This window comes from Gaiella sp. (genome assembly GCF_035710885.1).
GTDB lineage: Bacteria > Actinomycetota > Thermoleophilia > Gaiellales > Gaiellaceae > Gaiella.
The window spans coordinates 21598-37942 of the sequence record NZ_DASTCS010000024.1; the positions used below are offsets into that span (position 1 = coordinate 21598).

At 71.1% G+C, this 16345-nt stretch carries 16 protein-coding genes; 11 read left to right on the forward strand and 5 right to left on the reverse strand.

Going from position 1 to position 16345, the window contains the following annotated elements; genetic code table 11:
* The first annotated feature begins 4 nt into the window (after positions 1-4).
* Genes VFO26_RS05315 through VFO26_RS05355 form a run of 9 tightly spaced genes read left to right on the forward strand, consistent with a single transcriptional unit; the run spans position 5 to position 8991 of the window.
* Positions 5-802, forward strand: a complete 798-nt coding sequence (locus VFO26_RS05315) for an IclR family transcriptional regulator (RefSeq protein WP_325113863.1) — start codon at positions 5-7, stop codon at positions 800-802.
* Entirely contained in the window at positions 799-1497 is a 699-nt protein-coding gene (locus VFO26_RS05320) for a B12-binding domain-containing protein (RefSeq protein WP_325113864.1), read from the forward strand. Before VFO26_RS05315 ends, VFO26_RS05320 begins: the two co-directional genes overlap by 4 nt.
* On the forward strand, positions 1494-2147 hold the full coding sequence (locus tag VFO26_RS05325; RefSeq protein ID WP_325113865.1) for a DUF1638 domain-containing protein: 654 nt from the start codon (positions 1494-1496) through the stop codon (positions 2145-2147). The genes VFO26_RS05320 and VFO26_RS05325 overlap by 4 nt, the downstream gene beginning before the upstream one ends.
* The gene (locus tag VFO26_RS05330; RefSeq protein ID WP_325113866.1) at positions 2140-2439 is read left to right on the forward strand and encodes a virulence factor; all 300 of its coding nucleotides are present in this window, start codon (positions 2140-2142) and stop codon (positions 2437-2439) included. Before VFO26_RS05325 ends, VFO26_RS05330 begins: the two co-directional genes overlap by 8 nt.
* Positions 2436-3347 carry a dihydropteroate synthase gene (locus VFO26_RS05335; protein ID WP_325113867.1) on the forward strand — a complete coding sequence of 304 codons (912 nt, stop codon included), beginning with the start codon at positions 2436-2438 and terminating at the stop codon, positions 3345-3347. The genes VFO26_RS05330 and VFO26_RS05335 overlap by 4 nt, the downstream gene beginning before the upstream one ends.
* The gene (locus VFO26_RS05340) at positions 3344-5398 is read left to right on the forward strand and encodes an ASKHA domain-containing protein (RefSeq protein WP_349259046.1); all 2055 of its coding nucleotides are present in this window, start codon (positions 3344-3346) and stop codon (positions 5396-5398) included. The genes VFO26_RS05335 and VFO26_RS05340 overlap by 4 nt, the downstream gene beginning before the upstream one ends.
* Complete coding sequence (locus VFO26_RS05345) at positions 5395-6933, forward strand: trimethylamine methyltransferase family protein (protein WP_325113869.1); 1539 nt, start codon at positions 5395-5397, stop codon at positions 6931-6933. The genes VFO26_RS05340 and VFO26_RS05345 overlap by 4 nt, the downstream gene beginning before the upstream one ends.
* Positions 6933-7805, forward strand: coding sequence for a methylenetetrahydrofolate reductase (locus tag VFO26_RS05350; RefSeq protein ID WP_325113870.1), 873 nt, complete (start codon positions 6933-6935; stop codon positions 7803-7805). Before VFO26_RS05345 ends, VFO26_RS05350 begins: the two co-directional genes overlap by 1 nt.
* A 22-nt stretch (positions 7806-7827) precedes the next feature.
* Positions 7828-8991 carry an iron-containing alcohol dehydrogenase gene (locus VFO26_RS05355; protein ID WP_325113871.1) on the forward strand — a complete coding sequence of 388 codons (1164 nt, stop codon included), beginning with the start codon at positions 7828-7830 and terminating at the stop codon, positions 8989-8991.
* A 27-nt stretch (positions 8992-9018) separates the two neighbouring features.
* Here the strand turns inward: VFO26_RS05355 and VFO26_RS05360 are convergent, their stop codons facing one another.
* Positions 9019-9855, reverse strand: a complete 837-nt coding sequence (locus VFO26_RS05360) for a DMT family transporter (RefSeq protein ID WP_325113872.1) — start codon at positions 9853-9855, stop codon at positions 9019-9021.
* 45 nt (positions 9856-9900) lie between these two features.
* On the opposite strand from VFO26_RS05360, the gene VFO26_RS05365 reads away from it, so the two are divergent.
* Positions 9901-10545: an HAD family phosphatase gene (locus VFO26_RS05365; protein WP_325113873.1), complete on the forward strand. Its 645-nt coding sequence runs from the start codon at positions 9901-9903 to the stop codon at positions 10543-10545.
* A gap of 81 nt (positions 10546-10626) precedes the next feature.
* Here VFO26_RS05365 and VFO26_RS05370 read toward each other — a convergent pair whose 3' ends face one another.
* The 4 genes from VFO26_RS05370 to VFO26_RS05385 are packed head-to-tail and all read right to left on the reverse strand — an operon-like array spanning position 10627 to position 14615.
* Entirely contained in the window at positions 10627-11715 is a 1089-nt protein-coding gene (locus VFO26_RS05370) for an ABC transporter ATP-binding protein (protein WP_325113874.1), read from the reverse strand.
* 2 nt (positions 11716-11717) lie between these two features.
* Entirely contained in the window at positions 11718-12515 is a 798-nt protein-coding gene (locus VFO26_RS05375; protein ID WP_325113875.1) for an ABC transporter permease, read from the reverse strand.
* Positions 12512-13393 (reverse strand): ABC transporter permease, encoded by an 882-nt coding sequence (locus VFO26_RS05380; RefSeq protein WP_325113876.1) that lies wholly within the window; start codon positions 13391-13393, stop codon positions 12512-12514. The genes VFO26_RS05375 and VFO26_RS05380 overlap by 4 nt, the downstream gene beginning before the upstream one ends.
* A gap of 31 nt (positions 13394-13424) precedes the next feature.
* Positions 13425-14615 carry an extracellular solute-binding protein gene (locus VFO26_RS05385; RefSeq protein ID WP_325113877.1) on the reverse strand — a complete coding sequence of 397 codons (1191 nt, stop codon included), beginning with the start codon at positions 14613-14615 and terminating at the stop codon, positions 13425-13427.
* A gap of 203 nt (positions 14616-14818) precedes the next feature.
* Between VFO26_RS05385 and VFO26_RS05390 the strand changes: the two genes are divergently transcribed.
* Positions 14819-16342, forward strand: coding sequence for a glycerol-3-phosphate dehydrogenase/oxidase (locus VFO26_RS05390; protein WP_325113878.1), 1524 nt, complete (start codon positions 14819-14821; stop codon positions 16340-16342).
* The last annotated feature ends 3 nt before the right edge of the window (positions 16343-16345 follow it).

Genomic DNA, 16345 nt, shown 5'->3' on the forward strand with positions numbered 1-16345 from the left:
CATGGTGGAACGACCGTTCCACCCCATGGGCCGACCGACCTCCACACCGACGGGTACGCAGTCGATCGACCGCGCCGCGCAGGTGCTCGTACACGTGCTCGAAACGGCCGATCCGCCGACGGTCGGGGGGCTCTCGCTGCGGCTCGGCCTGCCGAAGAGCACGGCGTCTCGTCTGGTCGGCGCGCTCGAGCGCCAGGGGCTGATCCAGCGCGACGACGGCGCCGGCCGCCTCGTGCCGGGAGCCGTGCTCCAGCGCTTCGCACGACGCGAGACCGGCGACGCAGAGCTCGTCGAGCTCGCGGCGGAAGCGCTCGACCGCCTCGCCCAGGCGAGCGGCGAGACGATCAACATCGGCGTGCCCTCGCTCGGGGCGGTCGAGCTGCTCGACCAGCGTGACAGCCGCCACTTCCTCGGCTCCACGAACTGGGTCGGACGGCGTGTGCCCGCGCACGGCTCCGCGCTCGGCAAGGTCTTCTACGCGTTCGACGCGCTCCCCGTCCCGACCGGGCCGCTCGAGCCGCTCGCTCCGCGGACGAGGCCGGCCGCCGACGAGCTCGGCCTCCAGGAGGTCCGGGCGTGCGGCTATGCGACAGCGGTCGAGGAGCTCGAGCCGGGCCTCTGGGCGGTCGCCGCCCCGGTCCGCGACGGCTCCGGCGCCGTGATCGCGGCGCTCAGCATCTCGGGCCCGACGGTGCGGCTCGGGCGCGGCCTGCTCGAGCAGCTCGGCCGTCTCGTGCTGACCGAGGCACGGGTCCTCTCAACGCTCCTGGGACACGACGACCGAAAGCGAGGTGTCGCGTGAGTGACGAGGAAATCGATCTCGGGTCTCTTCCGGACGAGGAGCTCGTCAAGCAGATGCACGACGACCTCTACGACGGGCTCGCCCCCGAGATCGCCGAGGGAACCGAGATCCTGCTCGAGCGCGGCTGGTCGGCGGAGAAGACCCTCACCGAGGCGCTCGTCGAGGGGATGCGGATCGTCGGCATCGACTTCCGCGACGGGATCCTGTTCGTCCCCGAGGTGCTGCTCGCCGCGAACGCGATGAAGGCGGGGATGGAGGTGCTGCGGCCGCTGCTCTCCGAGTCGAGCGCCGACCGGATGGGGAAGGTCGTGATCGGCACGGTCAAGGGCGACATCCACGACATCGGCAAGAACCTCGTCGCGATGATGCTCGAGGGCGCCGGCTTCGAGGTGATCGACCTCGGGATCAACAACGCGGTCGAGAGCTACCTCGCCGCGCTCGAGGAGCACAAGCCGGAGATCCTCGGCATGTCCGCGCTGCTCACGACGACGATGCCGTACATGAAGGTCGTCATCGACACGCTCAGCGAGCAGGGGATCAGGGACGACGTGATCGTGCTCGTGGGCGGCGCGCCGCTCAACGAGGAGTTCGGCAAGGCGATCGGCGCGGACGCCTACTGCCGGGACGCGGCGGTCGCAGCCGAGACGGCTCAGGCGCTCGTCCTGGCGCGCCGCTCGTCGGTCACCGCGTCGTGATCGAGCCGCTCCTCGAGGACGAGGTCGCGTTCGCCGGCGCCGCAGCAGAGGCCCGCGTGCTCGTCCTCGCCTGCGGCGCGATCGCACGCGAGGTGCTCGCCGTGATCTCGCTCAACGGCTGGACGCACGTCGACGTCCGCTGCCTCCCTGCAAGGCTCCATTCGACACCCGACCGGATCCCCGGCGCGGTCGACGCGAAGCTTGCGGAGCTGTCGGGGCGCTACGGGCGCGTGTTCGTCGCGTACGCCGACTGCGGGACAGGCGGCGCGCTCGACCTCGTGTTGGATCGACACGACGTCGAGCGGCTGCCGGGGGCGCACTGCTACGGGTTCCTTGCGGGGAACGACGCCTGGGACGCGATGCAGGAGCAGCAGCCCGCGACCTTCTACCTCACGGACTTCCTCGCACGCCATTTCGACGCGCTCGTCGTCCGGGGCCTCGGGATCGACAGGCACCCGGAGCTCAAGACGATGATGTTCGGCAACTACCGGCGGCTCGTCTACCTCGCCCAGACCGACGACCCGGCGCTCGACAGGAGCGCCGAGGACGCGGCTGCGTTCCTCGGCCTCGCGTACGAGCGGCGCCGGACAGGGTACGGCGAGCTGGTCCCGTCGCTCACGCGCTTCGTCCGGGAGCCGGCACGTGCCTGAGCTGACGGTGATCTGGTGGAGGGACATCCCGGCTCAGGTGAAGGCGAAGGAGGGCCGCTCGCGCGCGGCGGGGGAGCTTCCGGCACGGTTCCAGGAAGCGATCGACGCCGCGGCGATGCGCGCCGGGCTGACCGGGAGCGACGCGTACCTGGAGGAGTGGCGGCGCGTGCAGCGAGCCTGCGGCGACGACCTCGAGGCGGAGGTGGCGCATGAGCTCGAACGGCTCGACGCTGCGTACTCGGAGGACGTGCTGGAGCGGCTCGTGCGAGCGAGCGGGAGGGAGAGCGGGTGACCGAGACGCTGCTCTCCTCGTCGACCAGGGAGGTCGTGATCGGCTTCGACCGCCCGTTCGTCGTGATCGGCGAGCGCATCAATCCGACCGGGCGCAAGGCGCTCGCCGCGGAGATGGCGGCCGGCAACTTCGAGACCGTCGTCGCCGACGCGCTCGCGCAGGTCGAGGCCGGAGCCCAGATGCTCGACGTCAACGCGGGCATCCCGCTCGCCGACGAGCCGGCGATCCTCGCGCACACGGTGCAGCTCGTGCAGTCGATCACGGATGTCCCTCTCTCGATCGACTCGTCGATCGTCGAGGCGCTCGAGGCAGGGCTGGCGGCGTACGGCGGGAAGCCGCTCGTGAACTCCGTGACGGGGGAGGACGAGCAGATGGAGCGTGTGCTTCCGCTGGTGGCGAGGCACGGCGCCGCCGTCGTCGCGATCACGAACGACGAGACCGGGATCAGCGAGGACCCGGACGTCCGCTTCGACGTCGCACGCAGGATCGTGTCGCGCGCCGAGGATCACGGGATCCGACGCGAGGACGTCGTCGTCGACCCGCTCGTGATGCCGATCGGCGCCATGGGGTCGGCCGGGCGCCAGGTGTTCCGGCTCCTGCGGCGGCTGCGAGACGAGCTCCACGTGAATACGACGTGCGGCGCGTCGAACGTCAGCTTCGGGCTCCCGAACCGCACCGGGCTGAACGCGGCGTTCCTGCCGATGGCGATCGCCTCGGGGCTCACGTCGGCCATCACGAGCCCGCTCCATGGCGAGATGCTCCAGGCGATCAAGGCCGCCGACGTGCTGATGGGGAACGACCCGCACTGCGCCTCGTGGATCGCCCGGAACGGCGACGGTGCGGCGACCGGCAGGCAAGGGGGCCGACGTGGCGGGCGCGACGGGCGAAGGGCAAGCGCCGAGGCATGAGCCCTCGGCAGGAGAGCGAAACGAAGAGGGGCGAGGCTGAAGCCACGCCCCGGGCGCTCGTCGTCTTCACCCCGTCCGGGAGGCGCGGGCGCGTGGCGCGCGGAACGTCCGTGCTGGACGCGGCGCGGCGGCTCGGCGTCGACCTCGACTCGGTCTGCGGCGGCCGTGGCATCTGCGGGCGCTGCCAGGTGACCGTCTCGGAGGGCGAGCACGCGAAGCACGGGATCATGTGCACCGGTGCCGCGCTGACGCCGCCGACACCGACGGAGGAGGCCTATGCCGCCGACCGCGGGCTCGCGGAGGGCCGGCGCCTCGGCTGTACCGCGCTCGTCGGCGAGGACGTCGTGATCGACGTGCCGCAGGAGAGCCAGGTCTACAGGCAGGTCGTGCGCAAGGAGGCCGACGCGCGCTCGATCGCCGTCGACCCGGTCGTCCGCCTGTACTTCGTCGAGGTCGAGCCTCCGCAGCTCGCCTCGCCGAGAAGTGATCTCGCGCGACTGCTCGACGCGCTCGAGCGTGAATGGGACTTGCATGAGCTCTCGATCGACCCAGTCGCTTTGCGCAATCTCCAGCATGATTTGCGAGCAGAACCCGCCTGGAGCGTCACCGTCGCGGTTCACGACGGCTCCACGATCACGGCGATCTGGCCGGAGTTCCACGACGCGGCCTACGGAATCGCCTTCGACGTGGGCTCGACGACGGTCGCGGGGCACCTCTGCGACCTGCACACGGGCAACGTGCTTGCGTCCGCCGGTGAGATGAACCCGCAGATCCGCTTCGGTGAAGATCTGATGAGCCGGGTGTCGTACGTGATGCTCAACGCGGGCTCCGAGAAGGAGCTCACGCGTGTCGTGCGCGGCTGCGTCGCGAAGCTGACGGCCGAGCTCTGTCGTGAGGCGGGGGTCGAGCGCACGGACGTCCTCGAGCTGACCTTCGTCGGCAACCCGGTGATGCACCACCTGCTCCTCGGGATCGACCCGACGGAGCTCGGCGGCGCGCCGTTCGCGCTCGCGCTCGACACGGGCTTGCGCCTCCACGCCTCCGAGCTCGGGCTGCCGGTGAATCCCGGCGCACGGGCGTACGTCCTCCCGTGCATCGCGGGCCACGTCGGCGCGGATACCGCAGGCGTGATCCTGGCCGAAGCGCCGCATCTCTCGGACGAGGTCACCCTCGTCGTCGACGTCGGGACGAACGCCGAGATCGTGCTCGGGAACCGCGAGCGGCTGCTCGCGGCGTCGAGCCCGACCGGGCCCGCCTTCGAGGGCGCGCAGATCAGCAGCGGCCAGCGCGCCGCCCCGGGGGCGATCGAGCGGGTCAGGATCGATCCCGAGACGCTCGAGTCACGGGTCAGGGTCATCGGCTGCGACGCCTGGTCGGACGAGCCCGGGTTCGCGGACGTCAGGGTGACCGGCATCTGCGGGTCGGGGATCGTCGAGGCGATCGCCGAGCTACATCTCGCCGGAGTGATCGCGACCGACGGGACGATCGACGGGTCGCTCGCGGGGCGGAGCGGGCGGATCGTGCGGGACGGGAGGACGTACGCCTACGTCCTGCAGGCAGGCGAGCCCGAGCTGCGCGTCACCCAGAACGACGTCAGGCAGATCCAGCTCGCGAAGGGCGCGCTGCACGCTGGTTGCATGCTGCTGATGGAGCGCTACGGGATCGACCGCGTCCCCCGCATCAGGCTCGCCGGCGCGTTCGGCACGCACATCGACCCGGTGCACGCCCTCGTGCTCGGGCTCGTCCCCGACTGCGAGCCGGAGCACGTGACGTCGGCCGGGAACGCGGCCGGCACCGGCGCGCGGATCGCGCTCGTCGACCGCTCGGCGCGCACCGAGATCGAGGAGGTCGTGCGCCGGGTCGAGAAGGTCGAGACGGCCGTCGAGCCGCGGTTCCAGGAGCACTTCGTCAACGCCATGGCAATCCCCCACGATGTCGATCCGTATCTGCGCCTCGGCGCCCAGGTCGCGCTCCCACGGCGGTGGACGGCCACCGTGACGACCGATCGGGCTGCGCGGCGGCGTCGTGCGGCGGAGAGGAGAGCGTCATGACCGAGACCCGTGGCCGCAGGAGCGGGGGGCGCGCTGCGCGCCAGGCGGCGCGCCTGCACGCGCACGTCGAGCACGTGCCGTTCCTGGTGCGCGCGCTGCAGCCGTTGGAGGTGCTCTCGGAGGAGGGGCTCTCCCTGCTCGAGCAGAACGCCGACCGGATCCTCGAGGAGGTCGGGATCGAGTTCCACGACGCGCCCGACGCACTGGAGCTGTTCGCGGCGGCGGGTGCGTCGGTCGAGGGCGAGCGGGTGCGCTTCCCGCGCGGGCTCTGCCGCTCGCTCGTGCAGGCCACTGCGCCGACGCAGTTCACCCAGGTCGCGAGAAACCGGGCGAACGACGTCGTCTTCGGCGGGCAGGGCACGATCTTCGCCCCGGCGTACGGGTCGCCGTTCGTCCGTGACCTCGATGGCGGGCGGCGGTACGGGACGATCGAGGACTTCCGCAACTTCGTCAAGCTCGCCTACACGTCGCCGTGGCTGCACCACTCCGGAGGGACGGTCTGCGAGCCGGTGGACGTGCCCGTGAACAAGCGGCACTTCGACATGATCTACGCGCATCTCCGGTGCTCGGACAAGCCGTTCATGGGCTCGGTCACCCGTCCCGAGCGAGCCCGCGACACGGTCGAGATGGCGCGGATCGTGTTCGGCCGGGAGTTCGTCGACGCCAACACGGTCGTCTTCAGCCTGATCAACGCGAACTCCCCGCTCGTCTGGGACGCGACGATGCTCGGCGCCGCCCGCGCGTACGCCGAGGCGAACCAGGCGGTGATGATGACCCCGTTCATCCTCGCGGGCGCGATGAGCCCGGCCACAGTGGCGGCCACGTGCGCGCAGACGCTCGCGGAGTCCCTCGCGGGGATGGCGTACGTCCAGCTCGTGCGCACCGGCGCGCCGGTCGTGCTGGGGTCCTTCGCCTCCTCGATGTCGATGCAGTCCGGTGCACCGACCTTCGGGACGCCGGAGCCCGCGCTCGTCCTCTACGTCATGGCCGCGCTCGCACGTCGACTCGGCGTCCCGTTCCGGTCGGGCGGCGCGCTCACCGCGTCGAAGGTCGCCGATGCGCAGGCCGCCTACGAGTCCGCGAATACGATGCAGCCCACGATGCTCGCGGGTGTGAACTTCGTCCTACATGCGGCCGGCTGGCTCGAAGGCGGCCTCTCGATGGGGTACGAGAAGTTCGTGCTCGACGCCGACCAGCTCGGCATGTGGCACGCGTTCGCGCCGGGCGTCGACCTCTCCGAGAACGGCCAGGCCATGGACGCGTTCCTGACGAACGAGCCGGGGACCCATTTCCTCGGCCACCCGCACACCCTGGCGAACTTCGAGCAGGCCTTCTACCGCTCGTCGGTCGCCGACAACTCGAGCTTCGAGCAGTGGGAGAGCGAAGGTGCCCGCGACGCGGCGACCCGCGCGAACGCGACCTGGAAGAGCATGCTCGCCGAGTACCAGGCACCGCCGATCGACGAGGCGGTCGACGAGGAGCTCCGCGAATGGATCGACCGGCGCAAGGCGTCCTTCCCCGACGCGAGCGAGTGATGGTCGCGTCAGATCTCGGGCGGGCGGGGCGGATCTCGACGCTTCTGTCGCGCTCGCGCTACGAGGTCATCCCTCTCGAGGGGATCGAGGCGCAGGTTCTGGAGCACGTTCCGCGCGACGTCACCGTCACCGTGACCGCGTCGCCGACCAGGGGCCTCGAGCCGACCCTCGCGCTGACCGGCTCGCTCGCCCGCCAGGGCTACTCGGTCGTGCCGCACCTCTCCGCCCGGCTCGTCGCGGACGCGACGGAGGCCGCGGAGATCGTCGAGCGCCTTCGGCAGGACGGGGTGCGCGACGTGTTCGTCGTCGCGGGCGATGCGGAGGAGCCTCGCGGGAGCTTCCACGGCGCGATCGACCTGCTCGGGGCGCTCGACGAGCTTGGCCGGCCCTTCCCGGAGGTGGGCATCACCGGCTACCCCGAGAGCCATCCGTTCATCGACGACGAGACGACCGTCGCCGCGATGGCCGAGAAGGCCCTGCACGCGACCTACATCGTGAGCCAGGTCTGCTTCGATCCGAGTATCACCGCCCGGTGGATCGGGGACGTCTGGGGGCGCGGGATCCGGCTTCCGATCTATGTCGGCGTCCCAGGTGTGGTGAGCCGCACGAAGCTGCTGCGCGTCTCATCCCGGATCGGGATCGGCGACTCGTTGCGCTTCCTGCGCAAGAACGGCAGCTTCGCGAGCCGTTTCCTGCGGGGTGGCTTCAGCCCCGATCCGCTGCTCGACGGACTGGGCCCCGTGCTCGACGGGAACGAGGTCGCGGGCTTCCACGTGTTCACGTTCAACGACGTCGAGGACACCGAGCGCTGGCGCCGCGCGCGCCTGCACCGGCCCGTCTCGGCCGTCTCCGGGTCCACGACCGCTTCCTGACCCAACGATCCGAGGAGAGTGCATGCCCGTCGAGGTCGACACCGTCCGCGCCGTCAGCGTCCCGACCCGGCTCGTGCACGGCCCGGGCGCGGTCGCGCGCCTCGAGGGCGAGCTCGGTTCACTCGGCATCACGCGGCCGATGCTGGTCACGGACCCGGGTGTTGTCGCGGCAGGCCTCGTCGACCGCGTGCTGGCGCACCTCGACAACGTGGTCGTGTTCGACGGGGTTCGTCCGAATCCGGATATCGCGCTCGTGGACCGGGCCGCCGAGGCATACCGCGAGGCCGGTTGCGACGGCCTCGTGGCGCTCGGTGGCGGCTCGCCGATCGACACGGCGAAGTCGGTCGGCGTCGTCGCCGCCCACGGCGGCTCCATCGCCCGGTACGAGTGGGGCCGGGACCCGATCGAGCTGCGGATCCCGCCGCTCGTCGCGATCCCGACGACGGCGGGCACGGGCAGCGAGGTGACGCTCTGGGCGGTGATCACGGACCACGAGCGCCGGCTGAAGTTCAACGTAGGCGGCACGCCGCTGATCGGTGCGCACGTGGCGCTGATCGATCCCGAGCTGATGCTCGGGCTGCCGCGGGCCGTCACGGCCGCCACGGGGATGGACGCGCTCTCGCATGCGATCGAGTGCTTCACGTGCGACTACCACCAGCCTTTCAACGATGCCGTCGCCCTGCATGCGATCGAGCTCGTGGCCCGCTGGCTCCGTACAGCCGTCGAGGACGGCTCGAACCTCGAGGCGCGGACGCGGATGGCGCACGCGGCGACCCTCGGAGGGATGGCCTACGGGACGGAGAGCGCGGGCGCCGCGCATGCGATGAGCCAGTCCGCCGGCGGCGTGCACGACTGCCCGCACGGGGCGCTCACGGCCCGGGTTCTCGGGCCGGTGTGCGAGTACAACGCGCCGGCGTCGCCCGAGCGATACGCACGCATCGCGCAGGGGCTCGGCGTGGACACGGCCGGCATGGACGCCCTCGAGGCGGCCCGCGCCGGCGTGGAGGAGGTCTACCGCCTCACCGACGACGTCGGCATCCCGACGATGGAGCAGCTCGGCTTCTCGGAGGACGAGATCCCGATGCTCGCCCGCATCGCATTCGAGGACCCGCAGACGCAGGGCAATGCGCGCGAGGTGGACGTCGCCGGCTACGAGGCGATCTACCGCACCGCGTTCGCCCGGTAGGAGGCCGGGCCCCGCCCCCGAGCGGGCTCAACCCAGCGTGATCAGGGCGACACCCCCCACCACGAGAGCGGCCCCGCCGAGCCGAACGGGGCCGACCGCCTCGCCGAGGAGCGGTCCCGCCAGGAGCGCGGCGATCAGCACGCTCGTCTCGCGGACGGCGGCGACGGCGGCGGCCGGCGCTCGAAGGAGCGCCGCGAGCACCAGCGCATACGCGACGAAGGAGAGCAAGCCGGCGAGCGCCGGCAGAGGCCCTGCCGTTGCGCGCAGACGCGCCGCGCCACTCCGCGTCGCGAGCAGGAAGCCGACGTACCCCAGGGTCGCCGGGACCATCCCCAGCTCCAGGTAGACGATCGGATCCGCGTGCTCGACACCGTGCTTGTCGACCAGCGTGTACGCGGCGATGCACGACGCGACCGCGAGGCCAAACGCCGCTCCGGCCCCGCGGGCGTCGACTCGCCCCACACCCAGGCCGCGGACGAGGAGGACACCGAGGCCGACCAGGCAGACTCCGACGGCCTGCCCCGGCCCGACACCGGTTCCCAGCACCGCCAGTCCGAACACGAGCACGAGGACGGGCGCCATCCCCCGCGCGATCGGGTAGACGACGGACACCTCGGCGCGGCGGTACGCCGTCGCGAGGAGCGCGAAGTACGCGAGTTGCAGCGTCGAGGTCACGACCACGTAGGGCCAGACCCCGGAATCGGCGTCCCACCGCAGCACGGCCACGGGCGCGAACACCGCGACTGCGGCACAGAGCGCGATCGCCGTCGCCGCCTCCGGGTCTCGCTCGCGGCCGAGGATCAGGTTCCAGAGCGCGTGGAGGAACGCCGACCCGAGCGCGAGGGCGAAGGCGTCGAGCGGCATCGCGGCCGACACTAACGGGCGGTCGACGCACTAGGCTCGCGCCGGATGAGAGCCGCGCGTGCCCTCGTATTCGACTTCAACGGGACGCTCTCGCACGACGAGCCCGTGCTCTACGCCCTGTACGCGGAGCTGTTCGCCGAGCATGGTCGCCCACTCACCGAGGCGGAGTACTTCGGCGCGCTGGCCGGCAACACCGAGGAGGCGATCATCGGCGGCTGGCTGGGAGTGGAGGGAGACGAGCTCCGTTCGCTGGTCGACGAGCGCGTCGCGCGATACCGGCGCCGCGCCGACGGATCCACGGTCCCGATGCACGTTCGCGAGGCCGTCCGCCACGCGTCCGACCGGGTCCGGGTCGGCATCGTGTCCGGCGCCTACCGGCGAGAGATCGAGCCCGTCGTCGAGGGCGCAGGTCTCGCGGATGCCGTTGCGGTGATCGTGTCCGCCGAGGACGTGGCGCACGGCAAGCCTCACCCGGAGGGATACCTGCGCGCCCTCCGGGCGCTCGGTGACGGCGTCGCAGCGGCCGACGTGGTGGCGTTCGAAGACACGGAGGCGGGCATCGCGTCGGCGCAGGGCGCGGGGCTGCGTTGCCTCGCGGTGCGGGGGACGCTGCCCGACGAGCGCCTGGCCGCAGCGGACGGGATCGTCGATGCGATCGACGTCGAGCTGGTCAGGTCGCTGGTCGGATGATCCGGTGGTCGCGCACCGCGGCGCGTCGGCCGACCAAGGCATCCCGGCGACCGGCCCGCGCTCCCGCGCGAAACCCTCGCCTCAGCCGTCTGACGGCTCGGGCGGCTCCTCGCCCTCGAGGCTGAGAACCTTCGCGCCCGCCGACGGAAAACGCAGGCTCACCCGGGCGCCGATCGGCAGTGCGGCGGCGCGCGCTGCGGAGAGGTCGGCGGTCCATTCCGTCGGACCGGCGAGCACGCGAAGCCGCGTGACCGAGCCGAGAAACGTCTGAGAGACAACCTCGCCCACGAGACCGTTCTGAGCTGTCCCGGCCGCCTCGACCTCGACGATCTCGGGTCGTACGAGCACGAGGACCCGCTCGCCACGCGGCCTGCCGCGCACGGCGTCCACCGCGAGAGACGTCTGGTCGTAGGTCACGCGGCCGTCGTCCGGATCGGCGACCGTCGACTCGATGCGGTTCATCGTTCCGACGAACTCCGCGACGAACGGCGTCGCAGGCGCGCCGTAGATCTCGCTCGGCGTGCCGATCTGCTCGATCCGGCCGTGCGACAGCACCGCCACGCGGTCGGAGATCGAGAGCGCCTCCTCCTGGTCGTGCGTCACGTAGATCGAGGTGATCCCGAGTCGCGTCTGGATGCGCCGGATCTCCTCGCGGAGCTGGATGCGCACCTTCGCGTCGAGCGCCGAGAGCGGCTCGTCGAGGAGGAGCAGCCGGGGCTCGATCGCGAGGGCGCGGGCCAACGCGACACGCTGCTGCATCCCTCCCGACAGCTGGTGCGGGTAGCGATCGGCGGCGTGCCCGAGACCGACGAGCTCGAGCAGCTCGAGCGCTCGTGCCTTGCGGGAGCCGCGTGCGTGCTTGCGCACCCGGAGGCCGAACTCGACGTTCTTCACCGCGGTCATGTTCGGGAACAGGCTGTACGCCTGAAAGACCATTCCGACGTCCCGACGGTTCGGCGGCACGTCCGTGATGTCCTTGCCCTCGACGAAGACACGCCCCGAGGTCGGCCTGTCGAAGCCGGCGACCAGTCGCAGCGCCGTGGTCTTCCCGCACCCGGAGGGGCCGAGGAACGAGACGAACTCGCCACTCTCGATCTCGAGGTCGATGCCGTCGAGCGCGACGACGTCGCCGAAGCGGCGGTGCAACTGCCTCAGCTCGACGCCGGCCATCGCTAGTGCGCTCCGGCGGCGGCCGGCGCCCGGCGCCCGCGCCCCACGGCGAGGAGCGCGAGCATCGCCGCCCAGGTGATCGCGAAGCTGAGCAGGGTTACGGCGGAGGCCGGGTACGCCTTGTTCTGGTTGATGTACTGGATGTAGATCGGGAACGTGTCGAACACGGCGAGGCTCGCGATGGTGAACTCGCCCATCACGATCGCGAGCGTGAGGAAGGAGCCGGCGAGTGCGGACGCCTTGATGTTGGGGACGATCACGCGGACGAGCGTCGTCGTCCAGCGGGCGCCGAGGCTCTGGCTGGCCTCGGTGAGCGTGTGCACGTCGATCGCGCGGAACCCGGCGTCCAGCGAGAAGTACATGTACGGGAACGCGAGGATCACGTAGGCGCCGACGAGGAAGCCGTACGGCTCGGCGTAGAACCAGGAGGGCGTGCCCTTGTAGATGTCGAGCAGGCCGACGACGAGGATGATCGCCGGCACGACGAACGGGACGAGCGCGATGAAGCCCAACACCGGGCGCAGTCTCGGCAGCCTGAGGTGCACCCAGTACACGGTTGGGACGAGGAGCAGGAGCGTGACGACGATCGTCTCGAGCGAGAGGATGAACGAGGTCTTGATCGTCTTCGAGAACTGCGGGTCGTGGAGGATCTCGCCGTAGTTCTCGAGCGTGCAGCACGTGCCCGTCTGGTTGCTCCGGAGGCTGAAGATCAGCGTCGCGGCGAGCGGGATGACGAAGTAGGCGGCACCGAGCAGGAGCCAGACGACCGCGCCCGGTGCGATGTGCTTTCGCGGCGTCACCGAGACCACCTCGACGCGCGGCGCTGGAGCGGCACGTAGGCGAGCATCATCAGCGCGAGCACGACGAGCATGCCGAACGCGAGCGCCTGGCCGAGATGCGGATCGTCGAGGACGTTGCCGCTCAGGTAGAAGCCGATCGTCACCGGCACGAGGCCGACGCTCCCCCCGGTCAGCCCGTACGCAGTCGCGTACGCCGAGAACGAGTTGCCGAACAGGAGCACGAACGCGCTCAGGATCGACGGCGTCATGATCGGCATCCCCACGTGCCGCCAGAACTGCCACGAGCTCGCTCCGAGGCTGGAGGCCGCCTCTCGCCATTCGCGCCGGAGCCCGTCGATCGCAGGGGCGATCACGAGCACCATCAGCGGGATCTGGAAGTAGAGGTAGACGATCTCGATCCCGGTCTTCGAGAAGACCGAGAACCCGTGGTCGTACGGATTGACGCCGAGCTGGTTGGTCATGAACTGCGTCACGACGCCGATCGTGCCGAGGGTGGCGATGAAGGCGGCTGCGAGCGGGATGCCCGCGAAGTTCGCCGCGACGCCCGAGAACGTCGTCAGCCCGGCCCGCACGAACCTCGGGGTGCCCTCGCGGATGGCGGCGTAGGCGAGAAGCAGCCCGAACACGGAGCCGAGGCCGGCGGTGACGAGGCTCACCTCGATGCTGTTCTTGAATGCGGTGCGGTAGGGCTCGTCGAAGAGCTTCCGCACGTGGTCGACCGTCGCGCCGCCGGCATCGTCCTGGAAGGCGCCGACCAACACGTTCGCGGCCGGTAGGAACAGGAACGCCGTGGTGAACGCGAAGAACGGCAGCACGCCGAGCCAGGCGAGCGGCAGGCGCCTGCCCGCCCGACCGGATGAGGCCGGCCGGACGGGCACGTCGTGAGTCGCAGTGGTTGTGGTCAGAGCGCTACGAGCCGACCTTCTTGGGCCAGTCCGTCGCGATCAGATCCTTCGCCCTCGTGCTCTGGCCCGGGCTGGCGAACCTCACCTTTGCGTAGACGGCGGCGCTCGGCAGCGCGGCCGTGAGCGCCTTCGGCACGACCTTGCGCCTGACCATGTCGGTGAAGAGCGCCGGGTGCGAGTACCCCTTCAGCCAGAGCAGCTGGCCTTGGTCCGAGTAGAGGAACTCCTGCCAGAGGCGCGCCGCCCACGGGTGCGGGCCGGTTGCGTTGATCGCCTGGCAGTAGTAGGCGCCGTAGACGCCGTCGGAGGGGATCGAGGTCTTGATCTTCGCGGACGGGAACTCCTTGCCGTACGCGAGGTTGAGGTAGTCCCAGTCGATCGTGATCGGCGTCTGGCCCGACGCGATCGTCTGGGGGGTGGCCTGCACGGGGATGAAGTTGCCCGCCGCCTTCAGCCTCTGAAAGAAGTCGATGCCGGGCCCGATGTTCGACAGCGAGCCCCCGTTCGCGAGCGCCGCCGCGGCCACCCCGGCCTGTGCCGACCCCGAGGTGAGCGGGCTGCCGTTGAGCGCCACCTTGTTCCTGTACTCCGGCTTGAGCAGGTCGGCCCACGTCCTGGGGACGTTGGACACGACCGCTGTATTGACGCCGAACGACGTCACGCCCCAGTAGTCGGCGACCCAGAAGCCGCGGCCGTCCTTCATCGCCCGCGGGACCTTCTTGAAGTTCCTCGTGAAGAACTTCGCGTAGAGGCCCTCGTTGGCGCCGGCGATCGCGAACGACGGGCTGACGTCCAGCACGTCCGGGGCGCGCGGGTCGCCCTTGAGCGAGCGCACCGCCTGGTTCTCCTGCGCCGAGCTCCCGTCGGGGTTGTCGTTCGAGATCTTGATGCCGAACTTCTTCGTGAACGTCGACATGATCTCGCCGTAGTTGGCCCAGTCCGGGGGCAGCGCGATCGTGTTCAGCGTGCCCTCCTTCTTCGCCTGGGCGACCCACTCCTTGAGCGACAGCGCTCCACCGCGCAACGGCGCGTTGGCCATCGCCCGACGGCGCGCCGCGAGGGCACCGACCGGCATGGAGAGGATCGTCAGTCCCGCACCGGCCGCGACACCGCGCTTGAGGAGCTTGCGTCGATCGAATCGCTCCTCGTCGAGGCGCCGCAGGAACTCGTACTCCTGCTCCTGAAAGTCTTCCACGGGCATCTCCTCCATTGGTGGGCCGTGTGCGGCGATCGTACGAGTCCGTCGGCGACACTGCAATAGGCTCTCCAGGTGGACTCTCCCCCGCAGCCGGACGGCGACGGGCTCCGGGGTGCCGTGCGCATCCACGCCACGAACCCGGGCGGCAACGTTCCCCCCCGATCGCGCGACGATCGCCACCGCGCGGGGACGGGCTTTCCGTGGCCGGTCTAGCGACTTCCGCTCCGGACGAGCGCCGGGCAGAGGCGCGGGAGTCGCTCGCGCAGACGGCGTTCGACCTGCTGGTGATCGGCGGCGGCGTGATCGGCGCCGCGACCGCCGCCCACGCGGCCCGGGCGGGTCTCGCAGTGGCGCTCGTCGACGCGGGTGACTTCGGCTCGGGGACATCCAGCGCCTCCTCGAAGCTCGTCCACGGCGGCCTCCGCTACCTGCGCCTCGGGGACGTCCGGCTCGTGCGCGAGGCACACCACGAGCGGCGCACCCTGGCCGGGCGCGTCGCACCGCACCTTGTGCACCGCCTGCCGTTCCTGCTCCCCCTCTACCGCGGGGGCCCGTTCAGGCCTGCGTTCGTGCAAAGCGGCATCATCCTGTACTCGACGCTGGCGCTCTCGCGGCTCAATTGGCTCGTCCAGCCGGCCCGCGCGAGCGAGCTCGTCCCGCCGCTTCGCGACGAGGGCCTCCGCTCGTGCGCGCTCTACGCCGACGCCTGGACGAACGACGCGCGGCTCTGCCTCGAGAACGTCCTCGCCGCGTCCGAGGCGGGCGCGACGGTACTCAACCGCGCCAAGGTCGTCTCGCTGCGACTCTCCGGAGGCGCGGTGACGGGGGCCGAGGTGACGGTCGACGGATCGAGCGTCGACGTCACCGCGCGCGTCATCGTGAATGCCGCCGGACCGTGGGTCGACGCCGTCCGGCGGCTCGAGGATCCGCGCGCGGGCACCTCGGTGCGACTCAGCAAGGGCGCGCACGTCCTGGTTCCAGGTGGGGATGACTGGCGCGCCGCGCTCACGATCGCGCAGGACGATGTCCGTGTGACGTTCGCGGTGCCGTGGTACGGGCTCCTCCTGCTCGGCACCACGGACTCCGACTACGAAAGCGACCCCGCCGCCGTCGACGTCGACGACGCCGACGTGGCGCAGATCCTCGCCGAGGCGTCGAGGGCGCTGCCCCCGTCGTTGCTCGAGCCGGGCGCGGTGCGCGCCTCGTTCGCCGGGCTGCGCGTGCTCCCCCTGGGCGACGGCTCGACGGTCAACGCGCGCCGCGAGACGGTCTTCTCGCTCGGTCCGGGAGGGATGCTGAGTGTCGCGGGCGGCAAGCTGACGACGTACCGCCGGATCGCGCTGGACGCGCTCGAGAGGGTCCGCGGCCCGCTCGGCCTCCGACAGGTCGACCGCCGGCCGTTTCCCCTCCCCGCGGCGGTCGGAGTGGCGCCGCCGTTCGCGCTCGAGCTCGACCCCGACGTCGAGGCTCATCTCCGGCATCTCTACGGGAGCCGCGCCGCCGCGGTCGTCGAGCGCGCAGCGGAGGATCCGTCGCTTCTGGAGCGCCTGCACCCCGACGGGCCCGACATCGCCGCGCAGGCGGCCTTCGCCGCGACGAACGAGTGGGCCGGGACGGCCGACGACGTACTGCGCCGTCGGACGACGGTCACGTTGCGGGGCCTGGCTGATGCGGACGCCGTCGAGCGGGTGGAGCGGCTGCTCGAGACGGCGCGCGCGGTCTGACGG

Coding starts and splice junctions, on each gene's coding strand:
- VFO26_RS05365 (WP_325113873.1), top strand. CDS start 9,901: ATGAGAGCCGCGCGTGCCCTCGTATTCGACTTCAACGGGACGCTCTCG.
- VFO26_RS05350 (WP_325113870.1), top strand. CDS start 6,933: ATGGTCGCGTCAGATCTCGGGCGGGCGGGGCGGATCTCGACGCTTCTG.
- VFO26_RS05360 (WP_325113872.1), bottom strand. CDS start 9,855: ATGCCGCTCGACGCCTTCGCCCTCGCGCTCGGGTCGGCGTTCCTCCAC.
- VFO26_RS05355 (WP_325113871.1), top strand. CDS start 7,828: ATGCCCGTCGAGGTCGACACCGTCCGCGCCGTCAGCGTCCCGACCCGG.
- VFO26_RS05345 (WP_325113869.1), top strand. CDS start 5,395: ATGACCGAGACCCGTGGCCGCAGGAGCGGGGGGCGCGCTGCGCGCCAG.
- VFO26_RS05340 (WP_349259046.1), top strand. CDS start 3,344: ATGAGCCCTCGGCAGGAGAGCGAAACGAAGAGGGGCGAGGCTGAAGCC.
- VFO26_RS05370 (WP_325113874.1), bottom strand. CDS start 11,715: ATGGCCGGCGTCGAGCTGAGGCAGTTGCACCGCCGCTTCGGCGACGTC.